Consider the following 19,504-nt stretch of genomic DNA (forward strand, 5'->3'; position numbering starts at 1 on the left):
ACGCGGATTCGAAAAGGCCACGATCACAAGGGATCGTGCAGGGGCCTTACGTTCAGCTGGCCGCGCCGACCGGAGTCAAGGTCTCCCCGCGCAGCCGCTGACTGATCACCTGGGTGATGCCGTCACCGCGCATGCTGACACCGTAGAGGGCGTCGGCGATCTCCATGGTCGGCTTCTGGTGGGTGATCACGATCAGCTGACTCTTCTCGCGCAGCTGCTCGAACAGGCCGATGAGGCGGCGCAGGTTGGTGTCGTCCAGCGCGGCCTCGACCTCGTCCATCACATAGAACGGCGAAGGGCGAGCGCGGAAGATGGCCACCAGCAGGGCAACCGCGGTCAGCGATTTCTCGCCGCCGGACAGCAGCGACAGTCGCTTGACCTTCTTGCCGGGTGGGCGCGCCTCCACCTCGATACCGGTGGTCAGCATGTCCGAGGGGTCGGTGAGCACCAGCCTGCCCTCGCCGCCCGGAAACAGTTTCGCGAAAACGCCGACGAATTCGCGCTCGACGTCCTCGTAGGCCTCGGTGAAGACCTGCAAGATGCGCGCGTCCACCTCGGCGACCACTTCCAGCAGATCCTTGCGCGCACTCTTGACGTCCTCGAGCTGAGTGGCGAGGAAGTTGTAGCGCTCCTCGAGCGCCGCGAACTCTTCGAGCGCAAGGGGATTCACCTTGCCGAGGGTGGCGAGGTCCTTCTCGGCGCGCTTGGCGCGGCGCTCCTGGGACTTGCGGTCGAACGGCATCGGCGCGGGCGCGGTGACCTGCTCGCCGCGCTCCTTGGCCTGCTCGTACTCCTGCCACTCCAGATCCGATGGTGGCATCGGCACATCCGGACCGTATTCGGCGATCAGATCGGCCAGTGCGATGCCGAACTGTTCGGCGATGGTCGCCTCGATCTGCTCGATGCGCAGTGCCGCTTGGGCTTTGGCGACCTCGTCGCGGTGCACGGCGTCGGTGAGCTGGGCCAGCTGGGTGGTCAGCGCGCGGACCCGCTCCTTGATCTGCTCGACCTGGGTGGCGCATTCGGTGCGGCGGCGCACCAGTTCGTCACGGCGCGCACCCGCCTGCGCCACAACGGATTCCAGTTCGGCGGCGACCTTGGCACCGGATTCGGCGACGGCGGCGGCGACTTCGGCGGCCTGTCTGCGCGCGGCCTGTGCACGTTCGGCACGGGCCCTGGTCTCGCGTTCCGCGCGTGCGGCCCGGCGCAGCGCATCCGCTTTGCCGCGAACCGATTCCGCGCGTTCCTCGGAGGTGCGCACCGTCAGGCGGGCCTCGACTTCCATGGAGCGCGCCTCGGCCAGTGCGGCGGCGGCTTCCTCGCGGTCGCGGCCGGCGGATTCGGTGCCCGCCGCGCCCATGCCGTCGTCGTCGACCTCGGATTCGAGTTCTGTGCGGCGCAGCCGCTCTTCGAGATCGGCCAGCGCCGCCAGCGCCTCCTCCCGACCCGACTCGGTTTCCGCGCGCTGGCCGGTGAGCCGGTCGATATCGGATTGGGCGGTGCGCGCCACCTCGCCGAGCCTGCCCAGGCGGTCGTAGATCACGACCAGGGCCTGATCGGATTCGTGTAGTGCGAGCAGTGCTTGGTCGACGGCATCCTTGCGGTCGGCTTGTTCGGCAAGTGCACCGGACAGGGCCGCCTCCAGCTCTTCGGCGCGGCGTTGCGCGGCGACCAGATCGGCCTTGGCGGTGTCGATATCGGCCTGGATCTCCAGCTGACTCGGTGCACGATCGGATCCGCCGAGCACCCAACCGGTTCCGGTGAGATCGCCGTCGCGGGTGACCGCCCGCAGTTCCGGCCGGGCCCGGACCAGCTCGGTGGCGGCGGCGAGATCGTCGACCACGGCGACACCGGCGGTCAGCGCGGCAATGGCGGCGCGCACGTTGTCCGGTCCGTCGACCACGTCGACCAGCCAGCGCGCCCCGCCGGGCAGCACACCGCCGGACGTGATCGGCGCAGCCACGGCATCGAAGACCAGCGCGGCACGACCGCCGTCGGCCTCCTTCAACGCCCGCACCGCGGCGTGTGCGGAATCTCCGGTGTCGGCGGCGACGGCGTCGGCGAGCGGTCCGAGGGTCGCGGCGACCGCGGCCTCGAAACTACCGTGCACCCGGATCAGTCCGGAGAGCGGACCGAGCAGACCCTGTGCACGATTCTCGACCAGCCAGGCCGCGCCGTCCCTGCGCGCCAAACCCATGCCCAATGCTTCGATGCGGGCGCTCAGCGAGGCCACCCGCTTACTGGCGTCGCGATCCTGTTCCCGCAGTTCCGTGACGCGCTGATCAGCCAGTGCGAGGGCCTGCACCGCATGCTCGTGCTGGGCGTCCAGACCGGTCTCACCCGCCTCGAGTTCACCGAGTTCGCGCTGGACCGTATCGAATTCGGCCTGGGCCGCCTCGCCGCGCAGGCGGGCCTCGCCGATCGCGACCGTGAGCCTGGTGATCTCCGCATCCACCGACTGCGATCGGGTGCGCAGGGTTTCGACCTGACCGGACAGCCGGGCCAGCCCCTCACGACGGTCGGCGATGGCGCGTACCGCGGCCAGATGTGCCTGCTCGGCGGCCTTCGCGGCCTGCTCGCGTTCGGCGAGCGCCTCGCGCGCGGCCTCCAGGGTTTCGGCCGCGATCTCGACTGCCTCGCGCAGTTCGGCCTCCTCGGCCTCCACCCGTTCGGCCTCGGCCTCGAGCTGCTCCGGATCGCGGCCGCTGCCGACAGGCATTTCGGTGTGCAGGTTGCGGGCTCGGTCGCCCGCGATTCGGATGGTGGCATTGACGCGCTCGGCCAGCGCGGACAGCTGGAACCAGATCTGCGCGGCGGCCTCGGCGCTCGGCGTCAGCCGGGACAGCTGGAATTCCTGCTGTGCCAGTGCGGCATTCGCGGCATCGAGTTCGGTCTGCACCGTGATCTGCTGTTCGCGCGCGTACGCCTCTTTGCTCTGCTGGCTTTCCAGCTCATTGCGCCGGGTGACCAGGTCGTCGGCGGCCAGGCGCAGGCGCGCGTCGCGCAGGTCGGCCTGGACGGTCTGGGCGCGGCGGGCCACCTCGGCCTGTCTGCCGAGCGGTTTGAGCTGGCGGCGCAGTTCGGTGGTGAGGTCGGTGAGGCGGGCGAGGTTGGCCTGCATCGCCTCCAGTTTGCGGACCGCCTTCTCCTTGCGCTTGCGGTGCTTGAGCACACCGGCGGCCTCTTCGACGAAGGCGCGGCGGTCCTCGGGACGCGATTCCAGGATGGCCGAGAGCTGACCTTGACCGACGATGACGTGCATTTCCCGGCCGATGCCGGAGTCGCTGAGCAGTTCCTGCACATCCATCAGTCGGCAGGAGCTGCCGTTGATCTCGTATTCACCGGCGCCGTCGCGGAACATGCGCCGGGTGATCGAGACCTCGGCGTAGTCGATCGGCAGTGCACCGTCGGAGTTGTCGATGGTCAGCGTCACCTCGGCGCGACCGAGCGGCGCGCGTCCGGAGGTACCGGCGAAGATGACGTCCTGCATCTTGCCGCCGCGCAGCGCCTTCGCACCCTGTTCGCCCATCACCCAGGTGAGCGCATCGACGACATTGGACTTGCCCGAGCCGTTCGGGCCGACCACACAGGTGATGCCCGGCTCGAAGCGCAAGGTCGTCGCGGACGCGAAGGACTTGAAACCCTTCAACGTCAGACTCTTCAGGTGCAAATTCGACGACCCTTCCCTGCGCGGTGGTCTGAGGCGACCAGCCATGGTATCCGCCGAGCATCGGTTACCCCGTAAGCGGGCGGGCACCGCCCCCCGTAGGTTATCGAGTCCGCGCCCGATGTCCCGCATTTCGGTGTGCTCCACATTTGCTGGCCGCGCGTCAGTTTCGCATCCCTTGTCGGTGTTCGCACCTCGGGCGATCAGCGTGCGGTGACGTGGCGAGGAAGCGGCGGGGGTATGACCCGCGCGCCGATGGAAGTATTCGGAGAGGAGCGATATCACCACGCCGGACGGTGTCTTCCGCAACTCGGCGGGCACTCCGACTCCGCCGGACTGACCGGTATGTGCTTGCGGTATCGCCGGACTGCCGGGGCGCATACGATCCAGTCTGATTCGCCGGCGGACCGTTAGTTCGGGAGTGCAAAGCATGTCATCGGGCAAGACCAGCACCGTGCTCGGTCTGATCCGTCATGCGACCACGCTGCGGCTGACGCGCATCGGGACGCTGGTCGTGGGGAGCTTGGTTTTTCTGTATGCCTGCGAGGTCAGCCGGAAGAGCGATCTGTCCGATGTCTGGGTCGAGGTCGCCTTCGCCGCCGCGTTCGCGCTCACCGGGCTCACGACCGCCTGGTTCGAGATAAAGGCCGCTGACAACGCCGCAACCCGCGCCCGCACCGATATCCGCGGTTTCCTCATCGAATCCGACGGCATCTCGGTGCGGGCCCGCATCACCCGCTCCGGCGACCTCGTCTTCCATGGGCACGACACCGGCGGCACCTATCCGGCCTATGAATGGGACTGGGCTTTCCGCGCCACCACCTTCCCCACCATCCGCGCTGCCCTCGGCGGTGGCCGCGGAGACCTGCTCGATCTCCTGGAACACACTGTCCCCGACTTGGACCGCCAAGACCGGTACGACCCCGGCGCCTGGCTGCACAACCAGGGCATCCCAGCCGCGTTCCGCGAACGTGGCGACACATCCCACCGCATCACCCGCGAGCTGCCGGTCGTCGAGCCCGAAGTTCCGCAACGCGATCGGTCCCGCGAATCCGCTGGGGCACAAAAGCTATCGAGCAAGCGTCACAACGCACCCGATCCCGTAGCCCCACCCCGCCCCAGCCGCTCGAGCCGCCGCGAACCGCCCGGCCAAGACACTCCAGCCCCCACCCGCCGCCGCGCCTCGGACCCCCAACGCTCTCCAGATCCTCGGAACTCGGCGAACCGCTACGACGAACCACCAACCCGACGCCGCGACCAGCCGTCGAACACGCGCCGAAGAGCGAGCGAGCGATGGGAGGCGGAGTCGGACCCCTATGCGGATAGAACACCGGGTGATCGCCGGGACGCACCACCCAGCGACCATTGGGACGCACCACCGAGCAGTCACTGGGACACGCCATCAAACGACCATCGGGACGACGCACCGAGCGACAGCTGGAACGGTCAACCAAGCAACCAGTGGGGCGGTCCGCCGGCACACTCCACCCGACAATCGGACGCACCCCGCTACGAGCCGCCCGAATACCGGATCGATCCGTCTACCGCCAGCCGTGGCGCATCACCGACCCGACACCGCGATCAACCACAGTTCGAACCAGGCGCACCAACACACGCCCGCCGCGCAGTCCGCTTGGATTCCCCTCGATCCGAGCCTTCGGGTGCAGGCTGGGACGAACCGTCCACCAGCCGAGGCACACCGCCCAACCGACGCCGCGCCGAGTCGCCCCGCGACGAACTGGACGCACCGACACACGGCCGCCGCGGAACCCCGGCAGACCCACGGCGGCCGGAGCCGTCAAGTGATCGCTGGAACGAACCACCGGCCACCCGCCGCGGGGAACAACTGGACTACCACCGGCCCACCGGCTGGTCCGGGGACGAAAGTTCCGGCGCACACCGGCACGCACTATCCGGCGCACACCCCAGCGAACCGCCTCGCCGGCGCGAACTGCAGGGGCGGCAGGACGAGTCACCTGACCGACGTCACCGCAGGTCATAGGCGCATAGCCGACACTCACAGCTCCAAAACCGGGACGAGCTGGACATATCCACACTGCGCCGGGCACCCCGCGGATCCATGGCAGTCCGAGCTGTCGCCAGAATGAACACCAAGGCCCGCCGGCATGCGCAATCCCGTGCACACCCCGGCGAACCGCTGCGGTCGAGCGGGCGAAAACAACTGGCGCAGCGGTGAACCCGGCAACCGGTCCGGCATCACCCAGGTCATTGGCCGTGCGGCAGTTGACGGACGGCATAGCCCATCGCATTGCGGCGGCGATAGCGCACCTCGGGACTTGTCGGCGCTGCGGCAACCGAGCGTGCAGACCAGGCGTGTCTGCAGGTCATTTGCCGAACACATTGCAGAGTGCGTCGAGGCCATGGCAACGGCCGGAACTTTGTACTCGCCGGTGATGGGGCCGACACGATCGCTGCCCCACCCGAGGCTTGACATTCCACATTGGAGGGTGCATGCTGATTTCACCTTCCAATGTGGAATATAGAACTAGTCGTTAGGAACTGGACATGGAAATCTCGCCTGGTACTCGGGCCTCCGATGCGGAGCGCGAGAAGGTTGTGCGGCTGCTCGGACGACACATGGCGGACGGTCGGATCGACCTTGCCGAATACGATCAGCGCGTCGCCCGCGTCTATGAGACCGGCGTTCGCGACGATCTGCAGCTGGTCCTCTCGGATCTGCCGAAGTTGCCGAAAGAGTCTGCCGTACAGAAGAATTCGATGAGTCGCTTCCCGATCTGGCAGCTGATCGAAGGCACTTCATGGCTCGGAGTGAGCGTGCTGGTGCTCACCATCTGGGCCGCGATCTCGATCAGCGTCGGAGAATTCACCTACCCGTGGCCGATCTGGGTCATCGGCCCATGGGGCGCCGTACTCGCCTTCCGCATGCTGACCGGTTTCGAATCGGGCCGATTCGGACGCCACACCAACTGACACCCGACACGGTCACCGATCGAGCCCCAGAACCAGTGCCCGATCGCCGCCCCTCCCCCAACCCCCTGCACATTGCACTCCCCACCTGGACCCTCGATCACCATACGCTGACACAGGCAAACCCCGAGAGCCCTCTCCACCAATACATTCCCGACGCCGAGGCGCAGGGGCTGCGGAGTTGGGCAGGTGATCACCATGCGCTGGTGGAGGCAAATGCCGAGAGTGCCCGCCACCAGTGCATTTTCGGATTAGGTGTCGGTGGGGTGGGGGAGGGTGTGGGGTATGGGGGATGTTTTGGATGGGCCGTTTCGGGGGTCTTGGGCGGTTGCGGCTGGGGTGGTTTCGCGGTGGGAGTTGCGGCGCGGGTTTGTTCGGTTGCTTCCGGATGTTTATATGCGGCGGGGGGTTGGGGTGGGGGCTGTCGAGCGGGCTGTGGCTGCCGGGCATTGGGGGAAGGGTGAGGGTGTTCTGGTTGGGCGGTCGGCGGCGGCACTGCATGGGACGCGGTGGTTGGACAGGGAACGGCCTGCGGAGATCGCGCGCGTCGGTTGCACCAGGGGGCCGCGTGGAATCGCGCTGCGGCAGGACGTTATTCCGGCGTCGGAATGCTGTGAGAGAGCGGGATTTCGAGTGACTACGCCCGCGCGAACGGCCTTCGATCTGGGGCGGCGATTGTCACGGGAGAATGCGGTGGTCGTCCTCGATGCCCTCTGCGCCGCAACCGGATTGCGCACAGAAGAAGTCATCGAGCTGAGCGATTTACATCCGGGAGCACGAGGCATCACGAGATTGCGCGAGGTGCTGCCGCTGGTAGACGGTGGCGCCGAATCCCCGCAGGAAAGCCGCATGAGACTGCTGCTGATCGACAACGGTCTCCCCCAGCCCGAGACCCAGATCGTCGTACGAGACCACTGCGGATCATTCGTCGCCCGCGTGGATATCGGTTGGGAGCAATGGAAAGTCGCCGTCGAGTACGACGGCGCCCAACACTGGACAGATCCAGCCCAGCGATCCAAGGACATCGACCGCCACGCCGAACTGACCGCCCTCGGGTGGCTGATAATCCGAGTCAGCGCCGACCAACTCCGCACCCGCCCCCACATAATCCTCAACCGAGCCCGAACCGCCCTCCGCACCCAGGGCGCACACCTGAACTCTTGACCACCATGCACTGGTGGCGGCAAACACCGAGATACCCACTCCACCAATGCATTCTCGACGCCAAAGAGCTGTGGGCGGGGGCGTCTGATTCAGACGGTCCCCTGTGGGCAGCTGGGGTTGGTGGTGCGGTCGGCGGGGAGACAGGCGCGGTTAGGTTGGGGCACGGAACGGGTCGCGCGCATCCTGGGCCCAGGATGCCCTTGATCAGCATGTGCTGGTGGCGGCAAACATCGAGAACGCCCTGCCACCAAGACATTCTCGGCGCCGAAGGGTGGGGGACATGTCAAGCGAGTAGTGGGCAGATGGGATCGAGGGTGCGTCGGCTGGGAGGTGGAGGTGGAGGTGGAGCGATGTTCACCATGTACTGGTGGTGGGAAAGGTCGAGAGCGCCACTGCACCAATACATTCTCGACGACAGTGGGCTCCGGGGGAGTTGGGGGATGCGGCGGTGGTGGGTCTTAGGGCGTGGGCTCGTATTGTTGGGTGGGGGTGGATTCCGAAGATGTTGGTGCGCAGTGGGTTTGCGTGTGATCTTTGGTGGTATTACGGAATGGTGAGGGCTTCAAGGGTTTTGGCCTCGCTCGTGAGTGTGCTGGTGGCCAGTTTTGCGATTTCTGTCCTGTCCGTGCGTCCTGCTGTTGCGGCACCGCTTGTGGTCGGTGAGACGCCGTTGGACGGTTCGGTCTCGCAAGTGGACGTCTACTCCCCCGCGATGGATCGGGTGGTGAGCAACAGGGTGATTCGAGCCGCGGGTGGTCCCGCGCCGACCCTGTATCTGCTTACCGGAATCGGTGGCGGCGCCGATGGCATCTCGTGGTGGGACGATACGGATGTCCGGCAGTTCTTCGCCGATAAGCATGTCAACGTGGTGATGCCGATCGGCGGCGCGTACAGCATGTACACCGATTGGCTCAGCGACGATCCGGCGGTCGGCCGCAACCGGTGGCTGACGTATCTCTCCCGGGAACTCCCGGCCGTTCTCGATCTCCGGCTCGGCAGCACCGGGCGCAATGCGATCGCGGGGGTGTCGATGAGTGCGGGGTCGGCGGTGGACCTGGCGATCCAGGCGCGCGATGTGTACAGCGCGGTGGCGGCCTACAGCGGATGTCCGTGGACTTCGGATGCGCTCGGGGTCGCGATGGTCAGCGCGCAGGTGATCCGCGGCGGGGCCAATCCGGTGAATATGTGGGGCGAGCTGGGCCAAGGGATCTGGCGGATGCACGACGCGTTCGCTAATGCGGGTGCGTTGGCGGGTAAGACGATCTACCTCTCGGCCGCCACCGGCACCCCCGGCGCGATCGATGAAGGCGGACTCGGCTTCCCGCCGGTCGAGGCCATCGCCAGCTCGTGCACGGAAGCGTTCGCGGACCGGCTCGCCGAGCTCGGACTCCCCGCCATCCATGTCAACCGCCCCGAAGGCTCACACACCTGGGGCCAATTCGAAACCGACCTCCACGATTCCTGGCCCCACTTGGCCCGAGCCCTCGGCGCGTGACCAAGCCTGGCCCGTCGCGCCGATAACCTCCGGCTGCCCCGTGCACCTGTAGACGCGCCGCACACATTTCCCCACGAGTTGGCGCGCGCAATCATGCCTAGCCCAAACCACGCTGCCAAAACGTTGCGCCGAGAATCTCGCGGCTGCTGCAGCGCCGATTCACGGCAGGCTTTTCGTCCCGCGAATTATCAGCGGCCCGCGAGAAGGTGCGCACGCAAGAATGCCACGAGGCGGATGAAGGCGCGTGGGCACGACAGTGTGCCCACGCGCGAGCGCAGGCGACGCGACGTTTCGCCTATCCAGTGCGCGGCGCCAAGTATCGACGCCACCGCAGTGCCGGAAGACGTCGACATCCCGCATGCGCAGCCTTCGCACGCTTGGGACAGCGCGGCATATTCTTGGCGCGGCGGGAAGATATCGTCCGTCGACTATGGCGCACTTCGCGCGTGCTCATGCCGGCCCGCAGTCTCGGCGCTGCTCCCGCGCGCCGATTCGCGCGCCGAGGACGTTTCCGCCCGGGGAATCGGTACGTGGCGCGAGAGAAGGTGCGTGCGCAGGCGCGAGAGGCATGCGGCGCGCGGCGCGAAGTTGTCGCGCGTCCAGGGCGTGACACTACGGTGGGGTGACATGGATACCGTCGCCGTGCCGAAGTGGGTTGACGTTGCGCCTGCGCGGGTGGGTGGGGCGGGGCGGGGTGTTCTGGTCGCGGCGGCGTTTCTTGTGGTGGTGCAGTTGGCGGTTCGGGGGTGGGTGGCGGGGAGTGGGTTTTTCTATTGGGATGATCTGATTTTGGTGGGGCGAGCGGGGAGCTATTCGCTGTGGTCTGCGGATTTGCTGTTGTACAACCATGATGGGCATTTCATGCCGTTGGCGTTCGCTACGGCTTGGGTGGTGACTGCGGTTGCGCCGTTGACGTGGGCCGGTCCGGTGGTGTCGCTGGTGGTGTTGCAGTTCGCGGCGTCGGTTGCGGTGGTGCGCATGCTGATCGTGCTTATCGGGGTGCGGTGGGCGATTCTGGTGCCGCTGGGGTTCTATCTGTTTTGTCCGCTGACGCTTCCGGCGTACGCGTGGTGGGCCGCCGCGCTCAATGCGCTGCCGCTGCAATTCGCGCTCGCCTGGGTGATCGGCGATGCGGTGCGGCTGGTCGAGACCGGACGGCGGCGGTATGCGGCATCAGGGGTCGTAGTGCTGGCGGTGGCGCTGCTCTTCTTCGAGAAGTCGGTGATCGTTCCGTTCGCGGCATTCGCTGTTGCGGTGCTCGTTCGGCACGTCGATGGTCTCGGATCCGCGCTGCGAGTCGTGGCACGGCGCGGGGCGACGCTGTGGGGCGGATCCGGTGTGGTGATCGCCTGTTGGCTGGCCGGATATCTGACGGTGGTGGATCTTTCGGCGGTGCACACCAGTCCAGCGGAATTGCGTGACTTATTGCCCGGCGCAACGTCATTGGGGATTGTGCCGACACTGTTCGGCGGACCGTGGAGTTGGGAGCGCTGGTTACCTTCGACGCCGTGGGCGGATCCGCCGAGTTGGGCAGTTGTGGCGGCTTGGGTCGCGTTGGGCGCGCTGGTGCTGCTTTCGCTGCGTGCCCGGCTTCGTGTGGGACCGGTGTGGGTGACAGCGGCGGCGTACGTGCTCGTCGCCCAACTGCCGGTCGCGTTGGCCCGCAGCGGACCGAACACCGCCGGCGAACTGATGCAGTCCCTGCGCTACTTCGCCGATATCGCAGTGGTGTTGACCGCAACGGGTGCGCTGATATTGCGTGCCCGACCGCATGACCACACTCCTGGGTTGCTTCCGGATGAGCGCAGCCGCACCGCTGAATTGTTTCCCGGTTTCCGCGGTCTCGCGCGTGTGCTGCTCCCCGGCCGAGCTCCTGTGCCGCACGCTGATTCGTCTCGCCGCTCCCCTGCCGTGCGAGGCCGCGTACGTGCGCTGTTTGCGAGTCCACCCGGCCGCGCCGCTGCGGTGCTTCCCGACTCGCAATGCGATGCGACCGTCCCGCATATCCACACACCGGCGCATCTTCCCGATCCCGGAGACGACGCGGCTGTGCCGCACAGCGAGACTCCCACACCGCTTCCCGATTCGCGCGGCGGGGCGAGCACGTCACGTCGCCACGCTGCTGCGGTGGTTGCCGACTCGCTACACGACGCGACCATCCCGCATGACCACACTGCTGCGTCACCTCCCGATTCGTGCGGCAACGCAACCACGCCGCACGACCGCACACCCGCGCATCCGCCCGACTCCTGCGGCAACGCAACCACACCGCACGACCGCACACCCACGCATCCGCCCGACTCCTGCGGCAACGCAACCACACCGCACGACCGCACACCCACGCATCCGCCCGATCCGCGAGAAGACGCGACCGCGCTGGATGGCCGCGCCCCCGCGCATCCGCCCGACTCGTGGGGCGACACAGCTGCGCCCCATGACCGCACCGCCGCAGTGGCTCCCGATCCGGGAGGCACCGCAACTGTGATGCACAGTGACGCGCCTGCGTCGGCTTGCGATTTGCGGGGCGGGGTCGGGATGTCACGGGGACGGGATTCTATGTTGCTTGCGGGGCCGCGCGGTCGGGTGGCCGGGTGGGTTCTCGGAATGGTTCGGCGCCGACCGGTATCGGGTGGGCGCAGCCAGGGGTTCGTGCTTGGATCGCGGGCTGCTGCTGCGTTGGCGGTGGCGTTTTTGGTTAGCAGTCTTTGGTCTACTGCTTCGTTTGTGGAGTCTTGGCGGGTTGATCCGACGAGGACTTATGTGACGAATGTGAAGGGGGCGTTGGCCGGGAGTGATGGGGTGCCATTGCTGGAGCAGGAGGTGCCGTGGGATGTGTTGAATCCGACGGCCTATCCGCAGAATTTGGTCAGTCGAGTGCTTGCACCGGTTACGAAGCCGGCTACGTTCGCTGATTCGACTCCGCGGCTGCGGATGATTACTGATAGTGGGGAGATCGTCGAGGCGGCGGTTTGGTGGAATCGCAGCATTCTGCCCGGGCCTGAGGCTGGCTGTGGGCATCGGATACGTGGGCCGCAGCCGAGCGATGTTCCGCTCGACGGGCCGATGCTCGAACACGAATGGACTGTGCAACTCAACTATCTGGCCAACCAAGACGGACGGATCACCGTTTCGTTCGAACACGGAGAGCCCGTGGGCGCGCCGGTGCGCGAGGGGTTGAATACCGTCTACGTTCGCGTGGTCGGCAGTGGGTCCATGCTCCGAATCAGTCCTCGCACACCAGGACTCGACCTCTGCCTCGGGGTTGGACCGGTAGGAGTTGCCTCCTACGATTCCTAATCGGGATGTCAAGTGCTTCGTGGCTGCGATGTCCGGACTCAGGCGGCGATGGCGGGTGGGGCGGGCGGTGCTGGTGTGTAGCGGCGGTTGTCACGCAGTAGTGCCCAAACGACGTTGACTCGTCGGCGGGCGAGGGCGAGCACGGCCTGCGTGTGGCGTTTGCCCTCGGATCTTTTGCGGTCGTAGAAGATTCGCGATTGTTCGTTGTATCGGATGCTGATCAGCGCCGAGGTGTAGAAGACGTGTTGCAGTCCTCGGTGGTAGCGGTGTGGCCGGTGCAGGTTGCCCGAGACGCGTCCGGAGTCTCGGGGCGCGGGTGCGACGCCGCCGTAGCCGGCGAGGTGATCAGCGGAGGCGAACGCGGTCATGTCTCCGCCGGTGGCGGCGAGGAATTCCGCGCCGAGCAGCGGCCCGATGCCGGGCAGGCTCAGCAGGACCTCGGAGGTTCGGTGACGGCGAAATCGGCCCTCGATGAGGTTGTCGGTGTGTTTGAGCTGCTCGTCGAGGGCGATCACCTCCTTTGCCATGGTGGCGACCAGTTCGGCGGCCAGCCGCTGCCCGGGCAGTGTGGTCTGCTGGGCGCTGGCCGCGGTGACGGCCTTGATCGCGAGCGGGGCCGCATTCCTGACCTTCTGCGCCTGCAGCCAGGCTTCGACCTCCTCGGTTCCGGCGTGGCGCAAGGCCTCGGGCGTCTGGTAGCGGGTGAGCAGCACCAGCGGTCCCTTGGTTGTCAGGTCCAGGGCGCGTTCGAGTGCGGGGCTGATGCCGAGCAGTTGCTGATGCAGCCGGTTCACCAGACGGACCCGGTCCCCGGCCAGGTCGCGGCGGCGGGCCACCAGCATGCGCAGCTCGACGATGAGTTCGTCATCGACGCGGATCGGTGTCAGGTCACGCCGCATACGGACCTGGTCGGCGATGATCGCGGCGTCTTTCGCGTCGGTTTTGCCCGCACCGCGATAGCCGCCAGCGGCGCTGTTGACTTGACTGCCGCTGAGATAGAACACCCGCTGCCGATGCACCGCCAGCAGTGTCAACAGCAGCGCCGATTCGCCGCTGACCAGGTCCAATGCCCAGCCCACGTCCTCGGCCAGCTCCGCGACCTGCCCGATCAGCTCCAGCAGGGCGGTCTCGTCATTGCCCACCCGCCGCGACAGCACCGGTCTGCCTTCGGCATCGACGACTACTGCGTGATGGTGTCCCTTACCGATATCCACTCCGGCCCAGGCTCGTTCCAACATGGTCTCCTTGGTTCATCGAACATGTTGTCCCGCAGACGACTTCGCTGGCCAGTCCCTACGCAGCCACGAGTTCGCAATTCCTAATCAGCAGCCGAGTCGCCCTGGAGGGTGCCGGGCGGCCAATCGTAGAAAGCCACACCAACGGCAGACAACTGAAAGCCACACCCGACACCCCTGGGAACCAGGACCCTACGACTGGCCCGGATACTCCCGAGGCAAAACAGTAGGGACAACTGACCTCCGAGCCCATGGGTTCTATGCGTGGTTGAACTCGCCGCCTCGCACACCGGCAGTGTGAACGCTCCACTCACCGAAGCGAACACCAACGCGTTCCCTCGGGTTTTGAAGTCGCGCACCCCGACCATGCCGCCGTCGAGGTACGCAACAGTCCCGGCCAGTCGAGCTCTGACTGGACTTGAACAACTTGGCTCCCAGACAGATTCGTGCTCGTAGCCTTACTGCCGTTCACTCGGGCCGCTTGAACTCGCCTCCGCGCACGCCTGCAGTGAACGCATCCCACTCGCCAGGTGCAAAAACCAACGCAGGCCCGGTCGGGTTCTTGGAGTCACGCACCCCAACCAAGCCACCGTCGAGATGCGCAACCTCGACACAGTCCCTGCCACCCGAGCTGCGGGTCGACTTGAACCACTTGGCCTCAGACAGGTCGACGTTCACTCTTCGTACTCCTTCGCAATCGTTAGAACCAGTTCCCTGGTCTGACGCTCACTCAATGCTACGGCTCTGATCTCTGCCCACGCCGCCCGATACTGGTCGATCTCGTCAGGCCTGTCGAGGTACAGGGCCCCGGTAAAGCCTTCGACATAGACGACCGGCGGCTCACTGAGCGTCGGATTCGGATGCGTCGGGAATTCCAAGAGTACGAAGTCCTTGGTAGTCAGCCCCAGATGGTAGCTATTGGTGCAACCGTCGTCCGAGCACCCGGCGCGGCAAGGTCGTGTTGTTCGATTCAGTCGGCAAGGCCACCCACCCTTTCGTTAGCTGAACTCACTGTCATGTCAGATTGAATGGAACGATCAGCCCATTTGGAGTGATTTCATCTCGCGTCGAATCCCCCAGGAGTGCTTCGAATCTACGCCATTCGCTGATTTACTGGCCATGTGCCCGACGCACAACGACCGACCTACCGGCCCGAAAACGAAGGCGGCCCTGCAATGTTCGGCCTACCACCATTCGACCACAGTTTCCTGCCCGGCATGACCGATTCCCAAGCTCATACGGTGCTGCAGAATCATGCCGAGTGCGCCCGATCGAACTGTCCGCGCAAATTGCAGGCGTGGGCATTGCTGATCTACTCGGGCGCAATCGAACCCGCCGATCGTATCCAAAGGGGTACTGACCCTGTACCCGAAATCCAGCGGAGGGCAGATGCCCGAACGACGAAAACAACCGCGCTACAAGGGAGCTGGACTGCGCTCAGGCACGGCGATCAGATATCCGCGCCGGTCGACGCTCGACGTGATCCTTCCAGCCATGATGGCGAAACGTTGTGCGGAAATGGCGCACGACCCGAAAGCAGCTAAGTCCGTTCATCTCTGGGGTTTCGCGACCGTCGACAATGAATCCACCCACGACGTCGGATATCTCCCGGTCGACCTCGATACCGAAACCAAGGGTTCGCCGATCCTCGATAAGGCCGGACAGCTGATATCCCGAATTCCAGGAAGGTTGTGGGGATTCGGATTATCTTATTGGGCTGTCGGCGAATTGCTGAGCGGCAATGAAAGCATTCCAGAAGACCTACTCGCCGACGCCGCAGCCGGTCGATTGCGCGAACGTCCGACCGCCGACGAAATCTGCGCGGCAACAATTTTCGATGCGCGCGGACGCGAATACACATCCGCGCTCTATATACACATGCCGGAGCTGGGACCAACGACATGGGAAAGCAACACCCTCGACGGCACCGACTCGATCCGCGCGTGGATCGACCGCTTCGACGAGGGCGTCGTCTCAGCGCATGTGTGGGCCGCCGCAATCGCCCTCGATCCCGTCCGGAACCGGAACGTGCTCAGCCGATTACGGACGCACACATCGGACGCGATGCCGCCCCGATAGTTCGGTATTCCCATGGGTGCCAGAGCCTTTCGCCAGTGCGGCATACCGGATATCGGTGTGATCCGCCGCACCGGGATTGCGCCCGAGGAACTACAAAATGGCGAAGGCGACAACCAGACCGAGCGCGAAATGCGCCGCGGCCACTACGAGAACCTCGGTGGTATAGATATCGGATTCCAGCGCCGCGCCGATATCGATGCCGAGTGCGCGCTCGATAACCCGCACCGAGACCACCTGCGCGATGATGCCGACCAACCCGTAGACGCTCGCCGCGATGAGCCCCTCGGAGAGTTTGCCCGCCGAGGCGTAGGTCGCCAACACCACGATCAAGGCCATACTGACCATGCCCGCGGCGGTGACGATGATGGCATTGGGCTTGCCCGCGGCGACCAGCGCGCGCAGCTTACCGGGTGTGGTCAGATCGATGGCGTAGAAGCCGACGAGCATGAGGGCCAAGCCGACAATGGCGTAGAGGACGATGGCTCCAACGCCGGTGCCGAGCGAGTTCCAGTAACCCGATTCGAGGGCAACTGCGGTCATCGTGATCCTTCCGAGGTGAGGTCGCGTAGTTACTGCGTAATGCGGTGCGGGACAAAGGCCGAGCCGTCGTCGGTGATCAATCCGGCCGTTTCGCGTATCCCGAGTCCGGCCGCGTTGTCGCCGACGATCCAAGCGCCCAGGACCGGGCGCATATCGTCGAATTCCGGTAGCGGGTCGAGCAATTGGTAGACGAAACCCTCTTCCCCGTAGACCCCGCCGGTGGCCGTCTCCAGGCCGGCGCCGACGATGGTCATATTCGCGCCCTCGCGCCCCAGCTTCGGCTTGCGAATGTATTCGGTGAGCTCATTGGGCTGATCGAGGTAGGCGGGCAATAGATTCGGGTGCCCGGGATACATCTCCCACAGGATCGCGAGGATCGCCTTATTGCTCAGCAGGGTCTTCCACAGCGGCTCGACCCACATGGTCTGGGGCAGGCTCGCGACCACGCGCTTACCGAAATCGTCGTCGAGCACCCATTCCCACGGATAGAGCTTGAAGATCGCATCGATCGACCCCTCGGCCAGATCGACGAATCGCTCCAACTCGCTGTCGAATCCGACCTCCTCGATCGGTAGTGCGATGGTGTCGAATCCGGCCTCGGCGGCCGTCTCCTGCATATACGCGGTGGTGACATTGTCCTCACCGGTGGCATCCGCGCCGGACCAGGTGAAATGCAATTGCGCCGAGGGCAGGATGTCGCGCAGCTCGGTCCAGCGCTCGACCAGCTTCTCGTGCAGGGAATTCCACTGATCGCCGTCGGGGTAGAGCGCGGTGAGCCAGTGCCACTGCACAATTGCCGCCTCCAGCAGTGAGGTCGGCGTATCGGCGTTGTACTCCAACAGTTTCGCCGGACGGCGCGCGTCGTAGCGCAGATCGAAGCGCCCGTAGACGTACGGGTCATTGCGCTTCCAGGATTCCGCGATCGGCCCCCAACTCCACTCCGGCAGACCGAAATCCTTATACCGCTCGGTGAGCACCACCTGCTCGACGGCATTCAGGCACATCGAATGCAGCAGTTCGACATCGGCCTCCAGCGCAAGGATCTCCGACATCTCGAACTCGTAATGCACAGATTCATCCCAGTACGGCCTGGGCAGACCGCTCGCATCACGACCGGGCGAGCCGTAGACCAGCCCTTGGCCCTCGATGATCTGCTGCCAGCCGGGTCGCGGCGTAGCACGCACGCGTCGCATTACGAACCCCCGCTGCTCTTGCTGCTGGTACCGAGACCGCCGCGGGTAACGGTGCTGCCGCTTTTGGTCGAGATCTGAGCACCCTTGGGCTGCACCGTGGTTCCGCCGGTCGGCGGTTTGCCGACGGTGTTGTTGCCGCCGTAGTAGTAGCGGTACTGGTGCCCGTTGTAGATGAATATCCCGTTGCTACCGGTGTACGCGCCGGTCGAGCCGGATCCGACGGCGGTCGAGGCGACCTCGCAGTCGTCGTCGGACGCGACGACCTCCTGACCGTTCTGATCGATCACGGTGCAATACGCAGTCACCTGATCGGGTTTGGTGAGCGCCCGATATGCGAGATAACCGCCGCCGACCAGACCCGCGACACCGACAATGGCGACACCGCCGATGAGTACGCGCTTGCGAGTGCGCTTCTTTTGCTCGGCGGCGGCCGTAGCGGCCTGCTGTGCCTCCTCCGCGCGCTTACGTGCCTTGTCACGTGCCCGCGCCTCGGCCACCGTCGGCGGACGCGGCTGGGTAATCCCGGGCTCCTGACGCTGAATACTGCCCCTTTGCGGCGGGGTACCAAACCGGCGAGGCCCGGCACCCGGCGAATCCGGCCCGCCGCCCGGCGAATCCGGCCCGCCGCCCGGCGAACCAGAGCCACCACCTGGCGAAACCGACCCGCCGCCCGCGCCAGACCCGGCATCCGGCGAACCAGAGCCACCGCCCGGCGAAGCAGACCCGGCACCCGGCGAACCAGACCCACCACCCGGCGAACCAGACCCACCACCCGGCGAACCAGACCCACCACCCGGCGAACCAGACCCACCACCCGGCGAACCAGACCCACCACCTGGCGCGCCGGACCCACCGCCCGGCGAACCAGATCCCCCGCTTGCCGAACCAGGCCCGGCGTCCGCCGAACGCGAGCCACTGCCAGGCGAAAGCGGTTGCGGCGGTGTGGCTTCAGAGCCTGCGTGCCCACCGGACGCGGGCGTAGACGGGCCCGACTTCGGATCGGGCTCAGTCCGCCCCGCGTCGTCTCCCGCCCCCGGACCTCCCGTACTCAACGATCACATCGCTCGGTCGTCGAAACCACTACCGCTCCTCGAATCCGGACAAATCTCCCCGCGCGGGCTCCCAGCTTTCCACAACAAGGTCGACCCGACCAGGAGTATCTCCAGAACGCAGAAGATCCAGCAACATTTCGCATGCGGGTCGCGGACCTTCGGCCACCACATGCACCCGACCGTCGCGGGCATTGGTGGCCTGTCCGACCAGTCCGAGCGCCAGCGCCCGCGAGCGCGTCCACCAGCGGAAGCCGACGCCCTGCACGTAGCCGTGCACCCAGGCGCTGAGCCGAACCGATTCCGGCATCACGCCTCGATGGCGTCGATATCGAATGTCAGCGTGACCTTGGTGCCTGCCTTCAGCGTCCGGCCGACGGTGCAGACCTTGTCGATGGCGCGCTGCACGGTGACCAGCAGTCGCTCGCGGGCCTGCTCGTCCAATTCGCTGAGGTCCAGCTCGAATACCTCGTCGAGCTGCGGGTACACCTCGTTCTCGCGGTCGGCGTCGCCGGAGACGCGGATGGTCGCGTCGAAGGCGTCGCCGAGCTTGCGCGAGAGCGGGAAGTCCGCGCTGAGTCCGGAGCAGCCCGCAAGGGCGATCTTCAGTAGCTCACCCGGGGTGAAGGCCCCGGGGACGCCCTGCGATGCGATCAATACCTCGGCCCCGCGCGAGCTGCGGCCGGTGTACGCCCTGGTCCCGGTGCGCTCGACCCACAGGGTGGTCGGCTCGGTCGCGGCGGCGGTGGTGGTGGTCGCGGATGCGGTGGTCTGGTCAGCCATGGTCACGATCCTGCCATTCTCGAAACGGAACTCTCACCCCCGCCAACGCCGCA

The 19,504-nt window shown here is 66.0% G+C and carries 15 protein-coding genes; 5 read left to right on the plus strand and 10 right to left on the minus strand.

Annotated features, from left to right (window positions below; genetic code table 11):
* Positions 1-52 precede the first annotated feature (52 nt).
* Positions 53-3,670 (minus strand): chromosome segregation protein SMC, encoded by a 3,618-nt coding sequence (smc, locus tag ACIBW7_RS14545; protein WP_397046720.1) that lies wholly within the window; start codon positions 3,668-3,670, stop codon positions 53-55.
* Positions 3,671-4,100: 430 nt separating this feature from the next.
* Entirely contained in the window at positions 4,101-4,700 is a 600-nt protein-coding gene (locus ACIBW7_RS14550; protein ID WP_397046721.1) for a hypothetical protein, read from the minus strand.
* A 1,493-nt stretch (positions 4,701-6,193) separates the two neighbouring features.
* On the opposite strand from ACIBW7_RS14550, the gene ACIBW7_RS14555 reads away from it, so the two are divergent.
* From ACIBW7_RS14555 to ACIBW7_RS14570, 4 genes are all read left to right on the plus strand, one after another.
* Entirely contained in the window at positions 6,194-6,619 is a 426-nt protein-coding gene (locus tag ACIBW7_RS14555) for a DUF1707 domain-containing protein (protein WP_397046722.1), read from the plus strand.
* A gap of 630 nt (positions 6,620-7,249) precedes the next feature.
* On the plus strand, positions 7,250-7,780 hold the full coding sequence (locus tag ACIBW7_RS14560) for an endonuclease domain-containing protein (protein WP_397046723.1): 531 nt from the start codon (positions 7,250-7,252) through the stop codon (positions 7,778-7,780).
* A 550-nt stretch (positions 7,781-8,330) separates the two neighbouring features.
* Positions 8,331-9,275: an alpha/beta hydrolase gene (locus ACIBW7_RS14565; protein WP_397046724.1), complete on the plus strand. Its 945-nt coding sequence runs from the start codon at positions 8,331-8,333 to the stop codon at positions 9,273-9,275.
* 627 nt (positions 9,276-9,902) lie between these two features.
* Positions 9,903-12,572, plus strand: coding sequence for a hypothetical protein (locus tag ACIBW7_RS14570; RefSeq protein WP_397046725.1), 2,670 nt, complete (start codon positions 9,903-9,905; stop codon positions 12,570-12,572).
* A gap of 38 nt (positions 12,573-12,610) precedes the next feature.
* Here ACIBW7_RS14570 and ACIBW7_RS14575 read toward each other — a convergent pair whose 3' ends face one another.
* The 3 genes from ACIBW7_RS14575 to ACIBW7_RS14585 form a co-directional block, all read right to left on the minus strand.
* On the minus strand, positions 12,611-13,810 hold the full coding sequence (locus ACIBW7_RS14575) for an IS110 family transposase (RefSeq protein ID WP_397046726.1): 1,200 nt from the start codon (positions 13,808-13,810) through the stop codon (positions 12,611-12,613).
* A 465-nt stretch (positions 13,811-14,275) separates the two neighbouring features.
* Positions 14,276-14,485 (minus strand): DUF397 domain-containing protein, encoded by a 210-nt coding sequence (locus tag ACIBW7_RS14580; RefSeq protein ID WP_397046727.1) that lies wholly within the window; start codon positions 14,483-14,485, stop codon positions 14,276-14,278.
* Entirely contained in the window at positions 14,482-14,781 is a 300-nt protein-coding gene (locus ACIBW7_RS14585) for a Scr1 family TA system antitoxin-like transcriptional regulator (protein WP_397047073.1), read from the minus strand. The genes ACIBW7_RS14580 and ACIBW7_RS14585 overlap by 4 nt, the downstream gene beginning before the upstream one ends.
* A gap of 520 nt (positions 14,782-15,301) precedes the next feature.
* Here ACIBW7_RS14585 and ACIBW7_RS14590 point away from each other — a divergent pair.
* The gene (locus ACIBW7_RS14590) at positions 15,302-15,886 is read left to right on the plus strand and encodes a hypothetical protein (protein ID WP_397046728.1); all 585 of its coding nucleotides are present in this window, start codon (positions 15,302-15,304) and stop codon (positions 15,884-15,886) included.
* 90 nt (positions 15,887-15,976) lie between these two features.
* Here ACIBW7_RS14590 and ACIBW7_RS14595 read toward each other — a convergent pair whose 3' ends face one another.
* The 5 genes from ACIBW7_RS14595 to ACIBW7_RS14615 all read right to left on the minus strand — a co-directional run bounded on the left by ACIBW7_RS14595 (position 15,977) and on the right by ACIBW7_RS14615 (position 19,451).
* Positions 15,977-16,426, minus strand: a complete 450-nt coding sequence (locus ACIBW7_RS14595) for a DUF350 domain-containing protein (protein WP_397046729.1) — start codon at positions 16,424-16,426, stop codon at positions 15,977-15,979.
* 29 nt (positions 16,427-16,455) lie between these two features.
* Entirely contained in the window at positions 16,456-17,619 is a 1,164-nt protein-coding gene (locus ACIBW7_RS14600) for a glutathionylspermidine synthase family protein (RefSeq protein WP_397046730.1), read from the minus strand.
* Positions 17,619-18,116 carry a hypothetical protein gene (locus ACIBW7_RS14605; protein ID WP_397046731.1) on the minus strand — a complete coding sequence of 166 codons (498 nt, stop codon included), beginning with the start codon at positions 18,114-18,116 and terminating at the stop codon, positions 17,619-17,621. The genes ACIBW7_RS14600 and ACIBW7_RS14605 overlap by 1 nt, the downstream gene beginning before the upstream one ends.
* Before the next feature lie 583 nt (positions 18,117-18,699).
* Positions 18,700-18,978 carry an acylphosphatase gene (locus tag ACIBW7_RS14610; RefSeq protein WP_397046732.1) on the minus strand — a complete coding sequence of 93 codons (279 nt, stop codon included), beginning with the start codon at positions 18,976-18,978 and terminating at the stop codon, positions 18,700-18,702.
* The gene (locus ACIBW7_RS14615; protein ID WP_397046733.1) at positions 18,978-19,451 is read right to left on the minus strand and encodes an OsmC family protein; all 474 of its coding nucleotides are present in this window, start codon (positions 19,449-19,451) and stop codon (positions 18,978-18,980) included. Before ACIBW7_RS14615 ends, ACIBW7_RS14610 begins: the two co-directional genes overlap by 1 nt.
* Between the last annotated feature and the right edge of the window lie 53 nt (positions 19,452-19,504).

The organism is Nocardia sp. NPDC049526 (assembly GCF_044465765.1).
Taxonomy (GTDB): domain Bacteria; phylum Actinomycetota; class Actinomycetes; order Mycobacteriales; family Mycobacteriaceae; genus Nocardia.